This window comes from Actinophytocola algeriensis (assembly GCF_014203735.1).
GTDB classification, from domain to species: Bacteria; Actinomycetota; Actinomycetes; order Mycobacteriales; family Pseudonocardiaceae; genus Actinophytocola; species Actinophytocola algeriensis.
Genome location: NZ_JACHJQ010000007.1, coordinates 270644 through 285530 on the forward strand (window position 1 = coordinate 270644; position 14887 = coordinate 285530).

General features: G+C 70.8%; 17 protein-coding genes. 7 read left to right on the plus strand and 10 right to left on the minus strand.

The features are described 5' to 3' along the window. The first annotated feature begins 39 nt into the window (after positions 1-39). Entirely contained in the window at positions 40-996 is a 957-nt protein-coding gene (locus FHR82_RS32505; protein WP_184814420.1) for a penicillin-insensitive murein endopeptidase, read from the plus strand. On the opposite strand, the gene FHR82_RS32510 is transcribed toward FHR82_RS32505, so the two are convergent. Genes FHR82_RS32510 through FHR82_RS32525 form a run of 4 tightly spaced genes read right to left on the minus strand, consistent with a single transcriptional unit; the run spans position 984 to position 3355 of the window. Beyond that, on the minus strand, positions 984-1550 hold the full coding sequence (locus tag FHR82_RS32510; protein ID WP_184814421.1) for a hypothetical protein: 567 nt from the start codon (positions 1548-1550) through the stop codon (positions 984-986). The genes FHR82_RS32505 and FHR82_RS32510 overlap by 13 nt on opposite strands. Continuing rightward, positions 1550-2563 carry a hypothetical protein gene (locus FHR82_RS32515; protein ID WP_184814422.1) on the minus strand — a complete coding sequence of 338 codons (1014 nt, stop codon included), beginning with the start codon at positions 2561-2563 and terminating at the stop codon, positions 1550-1552. The genes FHR82_RS32510 and FHR82_RS32515 overlap by 1 nt, the downstream gene beginning before the upstream one ends. Beyond that, positions 2556-2876 carry a hypothetical protein gene (locus FHR82_RS32520; protein ID WP_184814423.1) on the minus strand — a complete coding sequence of 107 codons (321 nt, stop codon included), beginning with the start codon at positions 2874-2876 and terminating at the stop codon, positions 2556-2558. Before FHR82_RS32520 ends, FHR82_RS32515 begins: the two co-directional genes overlap by 8 nt. Further along, on the minus strand, positions 2873-3355 hold the full coding sequence (locus FHR82_RS32525) for a YbaB/EbfC family nucleoid-associated protein (RefSeq protein ID WP_184814424.1): 483 nt from the start codon (positions 3353-3355) through the stop codon (positions 2873-2875). Before FHR82_RS32525 ends, FHR82_RS32520 begins: the two co-directional genes overlap by 4 nt. Positions 3356-3516: 161 nt before the next feature. Between FHR82_RS32525 and FHR82_RS32530 the strand changes: the two genes are divergently transcribed. The 3 genes from FHR82_RS32530 (at position 3517) to FHR82_RS32540 (ending at position 7230) form a co-directional block, all read left to right on the plus strand. Continuing rightward, positions 3517-4782, plus strand: coding sequence for a DNA polymerase IV (locus FHR82_RS32530; protein ID WP_184814425.1), 1266 nt, complete (start codon positions 3517-3519; stop codon positions 4780-4782). A gap of 49 nt (positions 4783-4831) precedes the next feature. Then, positions 4832-5191 carry a hypothetical protein gene (locus FHR82_RS32535; protein WP_184814426.1) on the plus strand — a complete coding sequence of 120 codons (360 nt, stop codon included), beginning with the start codon at positions 4832-4834 and terminating at the stop codon, positions 5189-5191. A 635-nt stretch (positions 5192-5826) separates the two neighbouring features. Further along, positions 5827-7230 carry an MFS transporter gene (locus FHR82_RS32540; protein ID WP_311771372.1) on the plus strand — a complete coding sequence of 468 codons (1404 nt, stop codon included), beginning with the start codon at positions 5827-5829 and terminating at the stop codon, positions 7228-7230. On the opposite strand, the gene FHR82_RS32545 is transcribed toward FHR82_RS32540, so the two are convergent. After that, positions 7231-7953: a class I SAM-dependent methyltransferase gene (locus FHR82_RS32545; RefSeq protein ID WP_184814427.1), complete on the minus strand. Its 723-nt coding sequence runs from the start codon at positions 7951-7953 to the stop codon at positions 7231-7233. 34 nt (positions 7954-7987) lie between these two features. Between FHR82_RS32545 and FHR82_RS32550 the strand changes: the two genes are divergently transcribed. After that, positions 7988-8878, plus strand: a complete 891-nt coding sequence (locus FHR82_RS32550; protein ID WP_184814428.1) for a ParA family protein — start codon at positions 7988-7990, stop codon at positions 8876-8878. A 16-nt stretch (positions 8879-8894) separates the two neighbouring features. After that, the gene (locus FHR82_RS32555) at positions 8895-9272 is read left to right on the plus strand and encodes a hypothetical protein (RefSeq protein ID WP_184814429.1); all 378 of its coding nucleotides are present in this window, start codon (positions 8895-8897) and stop codon (positions 9270-9272) included. Positions 9273-9724: 452 nt separating this feature from the next. Here FHR82_RS32555 and FHR82_RS32560 read toward each other — a convergent pair whose 3' ends face one another. Further along, the gene (locus tag FHR82_RS32560) at positions 9725-10633 is read right to left on the minus strand and encodes a hypothetical protein (protein ID WP_184814430.1); all 909 of its coding nucleotides are present in this window, start codon (positions 10631-10633) and stop codon (positions 9725-9727) included. Between the two features lie 36 nt (positions 10634-10669). Between FHR82_RS32560 and FHR82_RS32565 the strand changes: the two genes are divergently transcribed. Then, complete coding sequence (locus tag FHR82_RS32565) at positions 10670-11677, plus strand: quinone-dependent dihydroorotate dehydrogenase (RefSeq protein ID WP_184814431.1); 1008 nt, start codon at positions 10670-10672, stop codon at positions 11675-11677. Positions 11678-11683: 6 nt separating this feature from the next. Here the strand turns inward: FHR82_RS32565 and pspM are convergent, their stop codons facing one another. From pspM to FHR82_RS32585, 4 genes are all read right to left on the minus strand, one after another. Further along, entirely contained in the window at positions 11684-12544 is an 861-nt protein-coding gene (gene pspM / locus FHR82_RS32570) for a phage shock envelope stress response protein PspM (RefSeq protein ID WP_184814432.1), read from the minus strand. 41 nt (positions 12545-12585) lie between these two features. After that, entirely contained in the window at positions 12586-13425 is an 840-nt protein-coding gene (locus FHR82_RS32575; protein WP_184814433.1) for a PspA/IM30 family protein, read from the minus strand. 169 nt (positions 13426-13594) lie between these two features. Beyond that, a complete protein-coding gene (locus tag FHR82_RS32580; protein ID WP_184814434.1) occupies positions 13595-14269 on the minus strand; it encodes a hypothetical protein in 675 nt (224 codons plus the stop codon). Positions 14270-14388: 119 nt separating this feature from the next. Next, complete coding sequence (locus tag FHR82_RS32585; RefSeq protein ID WP_184814435.1) at positions 14389-14829, minus strand: helix-turn-helix domain-containing protein; 441 nt, start codon at positions 14827-14829, stop codon at positions 14389-14391. Positions 14830-14887 lie beyond the last annotated feature (58 nt).

Below are 14887 nucleotides of genomic sequence, written 5' to 3' on the forward strand. Positions count from 1 at the left end.
TCGTGGACTATTGACGAGAAGTCGTTACTGTTCGTGAGTATGCGTCGAGTCCTCGTGACCCTGCTCGCCGTGCTCGCCGTGTTCTGTTCCGGCACCCCGGCACTCGCCTACGCGAACGCCTTCTTCCACACGCAGAGCGCGGGCAACCGCGGCGCGGACGTGGCGGCGATCCAGCACCTGCTGACACACCACGGTCACACGCTCACGGCCGACGGCGTGTTCGGTCCGGCGACCACCACCGCGGTCCGCGCGTTCCAGTCCGCGAAAGGGCTCGGGGTGGACGGCATCGTCGGCCCGGCGACGTGGGGTGCACTGGTGCCGCAGATCAGGCAGGGCGCGAGCGGCCCGGCGGTGCGGGCGCTGCAGGTGGAGCTGAACGAGAAGCGCAGGCTGTCGCTGCCGGTGAACGGCGTGTTCGACGCCTCGGTGACGACGGCGGTGCGCGACTTCCAGTCCCATGCCGGCATCGGCGTCGATGGTGTGGTCGGCCCGACGACGTGGCGGAACCTGGTGTGGCACTACGGATATCCCGACATGGCGGCGGGTCTCTGCGACAAGGACCCGGACGGCAACGGCACGGCGAACTGGGCCACGGCCGCGTCGGTCGGCCAGCTGGAACGCGCCGCACGGACCTTCGCCGCGACCGGCCAGGGCCAGATCCCGTTGGGAGACGCGGGTTTCGAGCACGGCGGCACGATCCCCGGCCACGCGAGCCACGCGGTCGGCCTCGACATCGACGTGTGGCCGATCAGGACGGACAACGCCCAGTGCACCGCGGGCCGCATCACGTGGCAGTCGGCGACGTACGACCGCGCCGCCACCCGCGCGCTGGTACAGGCGATCCGCTCGGCCGCATCCGGCCACGTGCGGCTGATCTTCTTCAACGACCCGGTCCTCATCGACGAGGGCCTCACCACGCAGTACGCCAACCACGACAACCACCTGCACGTCCGCAACTGCGAACGCGTGCACCCGAACAGCCTCTACACCTGCTGACCACCCCTGACGAGCGCGTCGTTCACCAACCCCCGAATCTCGTCCGCGGCGAGCCGCCACATGAGGAGCTGCCGTTCCGAAGCCGGCCCACCCTCGAGCCCGTCCACGCTCGCGTCGACCTCGTCTGGCAGGTGCAGCAGGCGTTCCCGGGCCTCCTGATCACCCGTCTCCACGTAGACGGCGATCGCCGACGAGACACGCTCCCACAGGGCTCGCTGCATGAGGCCCATGTCCTCGGATGTCGTCGGCGCGTGCGCGTTCAGCCACCGCTCGGAGGTGGACCACAGTTCCTCCGTGGTCAGCCGGACCATGCGCCGGACCGGTGGGTTGGGAGCGCCGCGGAGAAGACCCTCCAGCGAACCGGCCGACGTCTGCAGCACGGCATGCAGTTCCCGCCACGCGTGCACGAACTCGTCCTCCTGCGCTCGCTCGCACTGCTCGACCGCCGCTCGCACAGCCTGCCGGCTCCGCTGCGGAACGGACGACAGCTCCTGCGGCGTCGGTGCCACGCCCTCGGCGGGCTTCCCTTCGCGGCGACGGGAGAACCAGCCCATCAGATACCGTCCCCTTTTCCGTTCTCGACGGCCGGATGCTCGGGTGCCGTCTCGTCCGCCCGGCCCTGCCCGTACTTCGTCGGCTCCTTGAGGATCTCCATACCGACCTTCTCGGCCAGACCGCCGACTGCTTCCTTGGCCATCGGCCGCACCGCGGCTCCCGGCAGGTTCTTCGCATTGTCGAGGATCAGGTCCATGGACTTGTTGTAGGCGTCCATGGCCCTGGCCTGACTCTTGGTGTGCCTGGACACCACGGTGGTCAACGCGTTGAGATCCCTGATCGACTCCCTGATCTCCTTGAACAGCCTGTTGCTCTGCCGCAGCAACCGCATGGCGTTCTTCAACGCCTGCTGCAGCTTGCGCACCAGGTCGACGATCGCATTGCCGGTCCGGGTCACCTGCCCGACGATCTCGCCGGACGCCGCCACGGTCACTGGCGGCGGGTAACGGAGAACGATGCTGATCACCTTGCCGACACCCTCGGTGATCAGGTCCCGCACGATCGAGCGGACCATGGTGAGCAGGATCTTGTTGCGGTTGACGAGGTTGGCGGTGGCGGCAGCCGCACCGGCGGCCGCGTTGTACAGGTCGACGCGGTCGGCGCAGAAGATCCGGTACTGGTCCACGGCCGGGCCGGACCATCCCGCGGTGTCCGTCTTGTAGTACCCGTCCAGTTCGTCGGCCGCCGTTCTCATCTCGGCCGAGATCCCGGACCACGTCTCGGCGGCCACGGTGAGCTGCTCCGTGTCGCAGGTCAGCCAGTCCAGCCAGGCGTTCAGCGGGTCGAAGAACTCGATGACCCAGCCGAGGCCCATGCTGATGAGCTTGGCCATCGGGTCCTGGATCGCATCCCGGACGTTCAACCCGGCCGAGAGCAGGGTCGTCAGTCCGGCGGCCCACTGGTCACTGGACACCTGGTCGACGAGATCCTTGGCGTCCTGCACGAGCCCACTGCCTTCGGCCCACGAAACCTTGTCCTGCGCGGCGGCGGCGATCGGGTTGCCGTCAGACATCGCCTTCTCCGATCACCCGGAACATCGCCACGAGGTCGAGCTCGTTCGTGGTGAGGTCCCTGAGCCACGCACCGACGTTGTCGTGGTGGACGATGCTCGCATCGAGTGTGACCTGGAGGGTGTCCGCGCCCTCCCGTTGCGACTGGATGCATTCGGCGGCCAGTCCTCCGCCGAAGACGCCGAACGCGTCGGACGACAGTGTCGTGCCTGCTGCGTCCCTGGCCGTGGTGACCCGGTCCACCAGGGCTGCCAGGTGCTTCTGGTGGGTGCCGAGCATGTCGGCATCGATCTTCACCACGTGCGGGTCGGTCATCGCAGCAGCCCGCGGTTCGAGTAGTCCGTGTCGTCGCCGGGGGCCGGGCGCCTGCGGAGCGGCCGGGCCGGCGGTGGCGCCTCCGGGTCGGCACCGAGGCGCATGGTGCGCCGCGGGTCGCGTGGTCCGGGTGGCGGGGCCGGGTAGGTCCGGCGGTACTGGTCGGCCAGCTCGGTCATCAGGGTCGTGCCGACAGTGGGTGGCACGGTCTGCTGGACGGCGTCGGCGAGCCTGGCCTGCGCGCGCCGCATGGTGGCCATGATCGACTGGGCCAGGTCCGGCCCCTGCCGCCCGCCGGGGCCGATGCGCAGGTCGGTGACGTTGCCGGACGCGTCGACCGTGACGGTGACCTGCCCGTCGTCGGACCGCTCGGTGACCGAGGCGGCCTTCAGTCCGGCGGTGACCTGCTCCGCCTTGCGCACGACGTCGTCGAGCTTCGCCTGGTAGTCGACGAACAGCTGTTCCGGATCGATAGTCATCGTGGCCTCCCCTGCCATCACTGACCGCACCGAGAGAATAACGGGGCGCACACGTGAACGGAGCCGTTTCGGGCGAGCGAGTGCGAGCGAATGGGACTCTCGTCCGGCCTCGTCCCGGCGTGCGGTCGTCGATTGTCGGTGGGCTCTGTTTAGCTCTCCGCATGGGTCGGAGTGGGGATCTGCCGCGCGGGCTGGTGGATCGCTTCAAAGCGCGGGACGGGCAGTGGCCGGACGACACCGGCTGCCCGGTGCTGCACGTGGACATGGACGCGTTCTTCGCGTCCGTCGAGATCAGGGAGCGGCCGGAGCTGGCCGACAAGCCCGTGGTGGTCGGGGGCACCGGCGGGCGCGGGGTGGTCAGCTCAGCCAACTACCTGGCGCGGACGTACGGCGTGCGGTCGGCCATGCCGACGGCGCACGCGCGCAGGCTGTGCCCGCACGCGGTGTTCCTACCGCCGACGTTCGCCCTCTACACGGAGGCGTCCGCCGGTGTGATGGCGATCTTCCGGGAGATCACTCCGCTGGTGGAGCCGCTCAGCCTCGACGAGGCGTTCCTGGACGTCGCGGGTGCGCTGCGGCGGCTGCGGATGACGCCGGGTGAGATCGGCGAGCAGGTCCGGGTGCGGGTGGCGGCCGAGTGGGGCATCACGTGTTCGGTGGGAGTGTCGTCGACGAAGTTCGTGGCGAAACTCGCCTCCGGGCTCGCGAAGCCGGACGGGATGCTCGTGGTGCCGCGCACGGACATCCTCGACTTCCTCCACCCGCTGCCGGTGTCCGCGTTGTGGGGCGTGGGCAAGAAGACGGCGGAGCGGCTGTCCGCGATCGGACTGAACCGGGTCGGTGACGTGGCCGCGATGCCGCTCGCACGGCTGAAGCGGGCGATCGGGGTCGCTGCGGCGGAGCACCTGCACACGCTCTCCAACGGCCACGACAACCGTGCGGTGGTGCCCGAGTCCGTCGACAAGTCGGTGGGGGCCGAGGAGACGTTCGAGGTCGACCTCACCGACCGCGAGGTGCTCAAGCAGGAGCTGCTGCGCCTGTCCGAACGCACCGCGGCGACGCTGCGCCGCCGGGACTTACGCGGCCGCACGGTGTCGATCAAGGTCCGTTTCGGCGACTTCACGACCATCACCCGCTCCCGCACCCTCCCGGTGGCCACGGACGTCACGCAGGAGATCTACCGCACCGCGTGCCGCCTGCTCGACGAGCAGACCCCGCCGGGCGCGATCCGCCTGATCGGCGTGCGCATGGAACAGCTGGAGGAAGGCGCGGCCGGCGGCCAGCAACTGTTGCTGGACGCCCCGGAACGCGGCTGGCGCGACGCCGATCAGGCAGCGGACGAGGCCCGTGCCAAGTTCGGCGGCGCCGCCATCCGCCCGGCGACGCTCCTGACCCAGCGCGGTGAGAAGCCCGGCCCGGCACGCTGACCCACGCACCGGAATCAGTGACGAACCGCGTCCAGGAAGAATGCGGGTCGTGAACTGGATGTGGATCGTCGGTGCCGCCGTGCTGGTCGTCGTTCCGCCTGCGCTGGTCCTGGGCAGGCGACGGAAGGCCGAGGCACGGGCGAAGCAGCACATCGCCGACCTGGTCGACAGGCAGCGAGCCCTGCGGGACGAGGCCCACGAAGCACTCGACGCGTACCGGGCCGCACGTGGCAACGAGGCCGACCTCGCACGGGCACGCCTGCTCCGCGTTCCGGACGAGGCCGACGCCAACGCGTGGGCGCTCACGACCGCGGGTGCGTCCGAACAGCAGGTGGCCACGGCGCGTCGCGTCGCCGACGAGATCCGGATGTTCCTGACCACCGCGATCTCCCTGGACCCGTACTGCTAGCACCGTGTCCACCAACGTGTGCCGGGTCCTTCGGCCACCGCCGATGCCCTGAAAGGCGCGTTCACGACACAGCCAATGCCCTCAACGCGCCTTTCACAACAACCCACGTGTCCTCAACGCGCCTAATGGGTGGTGAGTGGAGCGTGATCATCGGTGGATCCAGGCTGAACGCCCCGAAAGCGCCTTTCGGGACACCACCAGAACCACGAAAGGCGCGAACGACGTGAAGGCGCACGCGTAGGAGGGGGCGCAAGCCCCACTCCACCCCCGAGGCTGCCTGCCATCCCGTCGACCTGGCGAAGCCCGATCACACTGTGCCAAGGGGCCTGCAAGAAGCACAGGATTGCCAAAGCTCCGGCCTCTTGACGCGGTGTGATAGCCCGCAGGGAGGTCGACGGGATGGCAGGCAGACCGTCCCTCGCCAAAGAACCGAAGATGCCAAACGCAAGCCATCCCAGAGACCTGCCCCTCCGGCGAGGAGGCCCGTCCGGCAGGACGCCCGTCCGGCGAGGACAAACCAACACCATGCAGAACGTCCGACGAGGACAACTGGACCGTCGAGATGGCCTGCGGAGGCAGGCGGCTCGTCGTCAAGCAGTTGACCTGTAGCGCACACCAATCCCTACCGTGCTGGTGTGCCGGAACTCAGTCGCCGCCGCAGGCTCCTGGTGCTCGCGATCTGCTGCGCGAGCATCGTCGTCGTGGTCATGGACATCTCCATCGTCAACGTCGCGCTGCCCGACATGCGCCGCGACCTGGACGCCACGGTGTCCGGGCTGCAGTGGACGGTCGACGCGTACACGTTGGTGCTGGCCGGTTTCCTGCTGGTGGCGGGCTCCGCGGCCGACCGGTTCGGCCGCAGGCGGGTCTTCCGGATCGGACTCGTCACCTTCGGGCTCGGCTCGCTGTTGTGCGGCCTGGCGCCGGACATCGGCTGGCTGGTCGCGGCGCGGGCGCTGCAGGCGGTCGGCGGCACGATGCTCAACCCGGTGGCCATGGCGATCGTCGCCACCACGTTCCCCGAGCCGGCCGAGCGGGCGCGAGCGATCGGGATGTTCGGCTCGATGTCCGGTCTGGCGCTCGCGCTCGGCCCGATCCTCGGCGGCGCGCTCGTCGACGGCCTCGGCTGGCGGGCCGTGTTCTGGGTCAACGTGCCGATCGTGGCCGCGGCGCTCGTGTGCACGACCCTGTTCGTGCCGGAGTCCCGCGCCGCGCGGGCGCGCCGGTTCGACCCGGTCGGCCAGGTCCTCGTGGTGCTGGTGCTGGGCAGCCTCGTCTACGCGATCATCGAGTCGACCGCGCTCGGGTGGACGTCACCGGTGATCCTCGGCCTGCTCGCGGTCGCCGCACTCGGCACGCTCGGTCTCCTCGGCTACGAGGCGCGCCGCGCGGACCCGCTGCTGGAGCTGCGGCTGTTCCGCAGCGTGCCGTTCAGCTCGGCGATCCTGATGGCCCTGCTGGCCCTGTGCGGGTTCGCCGCGTTCCTGTTCGTCACCACCCTGTACCTGCAGAACGTGCGCGGCATGAGCGCGCTGACGGCCGGTCTGTGCCTGCTGCCGGTCGGGGTGCTGGTCCTGGTCCTCTCCCCGCTCACCGGCCGGGTGGTCGGCAGGCACGGGCCGCGCGTGCCGCTGGTGGTCGCCGGGACCGCGCTGGCCCTGGGCGGCGGCGCGTCAGCCCTGCTCGGCCCGGACACCCCCCTGCCCGCCGTGCTCGCGGTCTACCTGCTGTTCGGCGTCTTCCTGGGCACCGTCAACCCGCCGATCACCAACACGGCCGTGTCCGGCATGCCGGGCTCGATGGCGGGGCTGGCCGCGTCGGTCGCGTCCGCGGGCAGGCAGACCGGCACCACACTGGGGGTCGCGATCGCCGGGACGATCCTGGGATCGGGGCCGGTGTTCACCGACTCGGCGCGGGGCGTGTGGTGGCTGGTGCTCGCGCTCGGCGCCGGTGTGCTGGTCCTGGCGCTGGTCAGCACCGGCCGCCGGGCCGCGGGCACCGCGGGGCGGGCCGCCGCCGTGTTCGACCGGATCGGGTGATCACGCCCGGCGGGCGACCGCGTGCAGGCGGGCCGCGATGTCCCGCAGCGGGGCGACCGGAGCCAGTTTCAGCTCCAGCGCGGCCAGCGCGTCCTGCGCCGAGGTGTCCTGTTGCAGCACCGAACCCGGCACCAGCTCGCTGAGCACCCCGTGCCCCTGCACCAGCTCCACCGACAGCCCGGCGTCGGTCAGCAGCGCCACCAGGCCGTCGGTGTCGAAGCGGCGCAGCAGCGACTCCTCCGGCAGCCTGCCCGCGGGGTCGTCGGCGAGTGCCGCCGCCTCGGCCAGCCGTCCCGCGACCGCGCGGTGCAGCAGCGCGGCGGTCCGGTTGGCGACGAGCACCGACACCACACCGCCCGGCGCGACCGCGTGGGCCATCGCCGCGACCGTGTTCTTCGGGTCGTCCACCACCTCGAGCAGGCCGTGGGCGAGCACGAGGTCCGCCGAGCCCGCGGGCACCACCTGTCCGAGTGCGTCGCTGTCGGCCTGGACCGCGGTGATGCGGTCAGCCACGCCCGCGTCGGCGGCGCGGCGGGACAACGTCGCGAGCGCGTTCGGGTTCGGTTCGACGACGGTCACGGTGCAGCCCGCGGCCGCGAACGGGACCGCGAGAACGCCGCTACCTCCACCAACGTCGAGAACACGCGGTGGCTCGCCGCCGCGGCGGCGCCGCGCGGCGGTCAGCTCGGTGTCGAGCGCGAGTCGAACTGCATCCGGTCGCATGATTCGAAAGGGTAGGCCCCGTAGGGTGCATAGCGTGCAAACGGTGGCGGTGCTCAGCCTCAAGGGTGGTGTCGGCAAGACGACCATCGTGCTCGGCCTTGCCTCGGCGGCCCAGCGCCGGGGCGCGCGCACGCTGGTGGTGGACCTCGACCCGCAGTGCAACGCGACCGCGACGCTGGACCCGGACGACACGGAGGCGACCCTCGCCGACGTGCTCGAGACACCGCGGCCCGCGGTGCTCCGGGACGCGATCGCGCGCAGCGGGTGGGGCGAGGAGGTCGACGTCCTGGTCGGCTCGGAGGACCTCGAGCTGCTCAACGACCAGGACCCGGACCCTCGGCGCCTGGAGAAGCTGTCCAGGGCGCTGGAGGAGCTGGCGCACCTGCTGTCCGATGACGAGCTGCCCTACCAGCTGGTGCTGCTCGACTGTCCCCCGTCGCTGGGCAGGCTCACCAAGTCGGCGCTGATCGCCGCGCAGGGCGCGCTGCTCGTCACCGAGCCGACGCTGTTCGCCGTGTCCGGCGCGCAGCGCGCGTTCGAGGCGGTCGAGCAGGTGGCCGAGGAGCACAACCCGGGGCTGTCGCCGCTCGGTGTGGTGGTGAACCGCGTGCGGCCGCAGTCCTACGAGCACCAGTACCGCATCCAGGAGCTGCGCGAGCACTTCGGGAACCTCGTCATGCCGGTCGCGCTGCCCGACCGGCTCGCGGTGCAGCAGGCACAGGGCGCGTGCCTGCCGATCCACGCGTGGGGCACGCCGGGGTCACGTGAGGTGGCGCTGGCGCTGAACCTGTTGCTGGCGCGCGTGTTGCGCAGCATGAGCAAGCCCCGGCCACGCCCGGTGATCAGGACCGACGACGACGTGGACGACAACCTGGACCCGGAGGCCGACGTCGACACCGACGAGCGGGTCGTCCAGGACGGCTGACCGTCCTCAGTCCTCGATGCAGATCAGGGACGTGCACCTGGTCGTTGTCGTCGTGGTCGTGCGCGGTGGCGTCGTCGTCGTGGTCCGCCGCGTCGTCGTCGTGGTGGTCGTCGTCGTCTCGTCCGACGGCTCGGACTCCGCGGTCGTCGTCGTGGTGGTGCTCGACGTCGTGGTGGTCGTGGTCGTGCTCTCGTCCCGCGACGGCCCGGAAGACGACGCTTCCGTCGTGGTGGTGGCGGTGGCACCGGCCGACTGCGAGGCGGGCGGGATCGGCTCCACCGCGCCCAACTCGGACGGGTCGTGCTCCGGCCGGTCCGAGCCACCGAGCGCACCGAGCGCGAAGAGCGTGCAGGTGATCGCCCCCACGACGGCCCCGACAGCCAGCCGGCCGTGACCGCTTTGCAGGGTGGACCCCATTGGTGTCCTTCGGGTGAGCGTCCAGCGACCACTGGTAGTTGGCTGTCGAATCTACCTCACCCGAACGGGGGAGTCACCGCGGCATCGCGACGCGGTTGTTCCCGAGTACGCCGTGAGTTGAATCGCGAGAAATGCCTTTGCCGGTCCCCGCATTCGGCCGTAATGTCGGGTGTACACGAGAGAGGAGGTGGTCCAACGGTGAATTCCCATAGGACTCGTGAGGTGGCTGTCCGCTAAGGACCACCCAAACGGACATGGTTTGGCCGGCCGCGCTACACGGCATGACACCGGTTCGCCGGTGCCGGAGACGCGCGGTGTGGTCGGCGAATACCAGGCAGTCACCCAGCCCCCGGAGCTCTCAGGGACCTAGTCCGCCCCTGGGCCTGCGCAAGCAGGAGACGGCCCGGGGGCTGTTTTATTTCCCCTGTTTCATTTGCCCAGTTCGTCGAGCTTCTGCTCGGCCTGCTGCACGAGCCGCCACGCCTGCCCGGCCCTGCGCTCGGCGTCCTTCACCGACCGGCTCGCCGACCCGACGCGCCGGCGCGCCTCCTTCTCCTCGGCCTCGGCGGCGTCCAGCTCCTCGTTGATCCGGCGCACCTTCTCGGTCGCCGCGTCCACCGCCTTCTGCGTCTCGGCGAGGATCCGTTCCTCTTCCTTGCGGTCGGCCTCGGCCTCCTTGACCGCCCCCCGCGCGTCGTCCAGTTCCTGCCGGGCCGCGTCCCGCTTGCGTTCCAGCTCGGCGTCCTCGCGAGCGGTCCGCTCCTTCTGCGGCTTCTTCGGCGCGCGCCTCGGCACGAGGCCCGTCGCCGCGGCCGGGTCGGCGGACGGCCACGCCGCGGCGGCCGCGGCCAGGTCCTTCGCCGATGCCAACCTGCCCGCGATCAGCACGCGCGCGACCTCGGCGTCGGCGATCGCGGTCGTGAAGATGTCCTCCAGCTCACGGGTGACGCCCTCGGTCAGCGGCGACCCGTTGAGCTTGCCCGCGCGCGCCACCAGCCCGTTGACGAGCTTGGTGCGCCGCTGCGACAGGGCACGCAGGTCGGCGCCCGCCAGGTTCGCGTGCGCCTCCCGGAACGCGTCACCCAGCTCGGCGACCTCGTCGACGTCCGCGTCCGGGTCGCGGGCGAGCTGGTTCGCGAGGTGCGCGGACGTGGTCGGCTTCGCGAGCTTCTCGATGGCGGCGGCCAGCTTGGCGTCACCGGCGGTCCTGGCCTCCTTCGCCAGTTCCTTGCGGCGTGGCGTGAAGTCCTCGCGGGCACCGGCGTACAGCTCGTCTGCGGCGGAATCCAGGTCGGCGGGCACACCCCCATCCTGCCGCGAACCGGCGACGATGGTCACGCCGCGGGCCCCGTCGCGGGATGAAACGATGGCCGGGTGGTCTACCAGCGAGTTCTGCGGCCGGCGTTGTTCCGGATGGGTGGCGGCGACGCCGAGGTGGCGCACGAGCGCACGGTGCGGATGACCGCGCGGCTCGGTGCCGTGCCGCCTGCCGTGGCCGGCCTGCGCCGGTACTTCGGCGGGGCCGCGCCCAGGACCGTGTTCGGCATCCCGTTCCCCGGCCCCGTCGGGCTGGCGGCCGGGGTGGACAAGGACGGCCGGGCGCTGAAGGCGTGGCCCGCGTTCGGGTTCGGGTTCGTCGAGGTCGGCACGGTGACGTGGCACGCTCAGCCCGGCAACGAGAAGCCGCGGCTGTTCCGGCTGCCTGCGAGCGAGGCCGTGATCAACCGGATGGGTTTCAACAACGGCGGCGCGGAGGCGCTCGCGGCGCGGCTGACGGCGTTGGGGCCGTTGCGGGTGCCGCTGGGTGTGAGCATCGGCAAGTCGAAGATCACCCCGGTGGACGAGGCGGTCGACGACTACCGGCGCTCGCTGCGGGTGCTGGCGCCCCACGCCGACTACGTCGCGGTGAACGTCAGCTCACCCAACACCCCGGGCCTGCGCGGCCTGCAGGACAAGGCGGCGCTGGACACGCTGCTCGGTGAGCTGCGGACGACGCTGCCGCTGCTGGTGAAGATCGCCCCGGACCTGACGGACGAGGCGATCGGCGAGGTCCTCGAGGTGTGCGCGGCGCACCGGGTGGCCGGCTTGATCGCGACGAACACGACGCTGTCCCGCACGGGACTGGCCCCGGTAGACGAGGCCCGCGGCGCGGAGACGGGCGGCCTGAGCGGCCGCCCGCTGACGGGACGCGCGCTGGAGGTGGTGACGTTCGTGGCGAAGGAGACGGGCGGCGACCTGCCGATCATCGGCGTGGGCGGCATCCACTCCGTGGACGACGCGCTGCGGATGCTGGACGCGGGCGCGTCACTGGTGCAGCTCTACACGGGTTTCATCTACCGCGGCCCTGGCCTGGTGCGGGAGATCAACCGCCGGGCCCGGTGACCGGGGTCAGTGGTGTTCCGAGAGCTCGCGTAGTGCGACGGCGAGGCCGGCGAGGTGGTCGGTGGCCTCGGCCAGTTCCTGCTTCGGACCTGGCGACGAGCTGGCGGCCACGACGCGGCCTGCGGCCGCCACGAGGCTGCGGTAGCCGTTCAGGCCCTCGTCGAGCTGTTCACGCAGGCGCCGCACGCCTTCGATGAGCGGGCCGCGTTCCATGGGCGGCGCGTGGTCGCGGGCCAGTTCGACGGCCGCGAGCTGGGCCGCGACCGCCCGCAGTGCCTGCGCGGCCTCGGCACCGGTCTGTTCCGCGTGTGCCACCGACTCGAGCGGCACGGACGCCGGGGTGCCCTGAGTGCCGGCCAGCTGGCGGACCAGCTGGGTCAGTGCGTCCTCCGCCTCGCCCAGCCGCTGCATCGGCTCGTGGGCGGCGGACTCGCGAGGCGGCATCGGCGGGCGGGCCTGTGCCACGACCGCGGGCCTGTGCTGCTGGTCGAACTCCTCGCGGGCCCGCTTCAGCAGGACCATGCGGCGGGTGGAACGGATCGACAGCGCGCCGGTCGCGGCCACCGCGGCCACGCCACCGGCGATCATCGACGCTTCCGGGCCCTCGCCGACCATGCCGGTGAAGGCCATCGCCACGTACACGACCAGGAACAGGCAGACGATCGCCCAGGCGAGCGCCCACCGGGACGCCCACATCCGCTTGCGTTCCAGGCGACGGCGCTGCCGTTCGATGCGCACGTTCTCGTCCTGTCGCCGCGCGAGTGCTTCCTGCACCTGCGCGACGACCGACGTCTTCATCTGGTTGTTGTTGAGGTACTTCCCGACCATCTGGGTGAGCTGGTAGATGTCCCGGCCACGCGGTGCCATCCGCTGCCTCCCCTGCTAGTCGAGCACGAACACACCAGGACTCAGTTGCCCTGCGGGTTCGCCTTCTGCTCCTGCGCGACGCGCTGCGCGATCTCGGCCTGGATGTTCTGCGTCGCGGCCGAGCTCGACGACGAGCCGCTGGTGACCTGCGGCGCGGCGCCGCCGCCCATCGACGCGCGGATCTGGTCCAGGCGCGACTTGCCCGCCATCTCCGTGGTGGAGGCCTGGACCTCCATCATGCGGCCCTGCACCGAGTTCGACGCCAGCTCCGCGGACCCGAGCGCGGTGGTGTACCGCTTCTCGATCTTGTCGCGAACCTCCTCGAGCGAGGGCGTGTTGCCGGGCGCGGCCAGCTCGCTCATCTGGTTGAGCGACTTGGACACCTGCTCCTGCATCTTCGCCTGCTCGAGCTGGCTCAGCAGCTTCGTGCGCTCGGCCAGCTTGTTCTGCAGCATCATCGCGTTGCGCTCGACGGCGGTCTTCGCCTGCGTCGCGGCCTGCAGCGCCTGGTCGTGCAGCGTCTTCAGGTCCTCGATGTCCTGCTCGGCGGTGACCAGCTGCGTGGCGAACGACTCCGCCGCCTGCTCGTACTGGGTCGCCTTCGCCTCGTCGCCGTTGCTCCGCGCCTCGTCGGCCAGCACGAGCGCCTGACGCGCGGACGACTGCAGCTTCTCGACGTTGCCGAGCTGCCGGTTGAGCTTCATCTCCAGCTGACGCTGGTTGCCGATCACGGCCGCGGCCTGCTGGGAGAGCGCCTGGTGCTGCCGCTGGGCCTCCTCGATGGCCTGCTGGATCTGCACCTTCGGGTCGGCGTGCTCGTCGATCTTCGACGAGAAGGCCGCCATGAGGTACTTCCAGAACTTCACGAACGGGTTGGCCATCTCCTCCGCCTGCCTTACTCCGCGCTGGTCGCAGTTCGTAACTCGTGTCCCCGGCTGCCGCTCCCACCGTCACCGGTTGGTATGGCAACGCCCCGTCATCACTGTGGGTTCCATCGTGTCAGGTGGGCGGCAGTCCTCACCACTCAACCCGGCATAAATCAGGAACTGATCAGGGATGGCCCTGACCGGCCGGACCGATCTCAGGGTCGGTGGCCCGCCGCACCTCGACCAATCCCTCCCGCAGGCCGTCGAGCCTACCGGTGAGGTCGGCGGCCGCGTCGGAGTTGGTCGACAACGCGCTGGTCGCTCCCGTGATCAGCTCCGCGAGCTCGTCCCTGGCCCGCTCGAACTCCATGACGGTCGCCTGCATCTTCGCGAGCAGCGCGTCCCTGGTCTCCCGCTGGCGGGCCGCCGCCGCGAGCCGCGCGGACACCGCCTGGTGCGCCCGCACCAGGTCAGCCTGGGCCGGTGCCCCGTCGGCCTCGGCGATCGCGCCTGCCAGCGCGGCCCGCTCGTCCTCCAGCGAGGGCACCGGAATACGCGAGATCGTGTGATCCAGCTCCGCCACCTGGGCGGCTGTGACCCGCAACTCCATGACGACCTGCGTGGCGTCGGCGGCCAGCGTGGCGAACCCGGGCTGCTCACCGAGCGAAGCGGTCAGCTCACGCAGCACCCGCTCCCCCCGCGACACCCACACCTGTGCGGCACTCCCCAGCAGCGGCTGCCGCCCACCCACAGACTGCGGCAGGGCCGCTTGCTGACGACGGGTGCTGATGATCATGAACGGCACCGTGACAAGCGCGAGCAACCCGATCACGACGAGCAGGAACATCAGGGCGGTCACCCCAAGAGCCTAACCACAGCAGACCGATGCCCTGAAAGACGCTTTCGGGACGCTGAGCGTCCCGAAAGCGTCTTTCAGGGCATGAAGCCGAGCCAGGTCGCCCGGGCCGGCTTTTGAGATCACGCGGCGAAGATCGCCCCGGCCCCCTGCAACGAGGACTCCATCCGGTGGCTGAGCACCGGCTGCAGCCGCAGGTCAGCCAGGTTGTCCCCGACCACGGCGGGCACCAGCCTGCCACCCTCCACCGAGCCGACAGACGCAGACGCGCGCGGCCCTGAGTTGTCCGCCTCGACCCGCTCCGCGGTCTCCGGCAGCTCGACCGACTCGAGCGCGCCGATGTCGGTCGCCACGTTGGACAGCAGCACCGACAGCGGCAGGTCCAGCGCTTCGCAGATCGCGGCGAGCAGCTCGCTCGACGCCTCCTTGCGACCGCGTTCGACCTCCGACAGGTAGCCAAGGCTCACCCTGGCGGCTCGGGAGACCTCACGCAGCGTGCGTCGCTGGTTGGTGCGAGCGTGCCGGAGCCGATCACCGATCGCCTCGCGCAACAGCACGGTCATCGCGCGCCTCCCTTCAAGATCACTACGCCGGACCGGGAGGGTCCGGCATGATGAACAC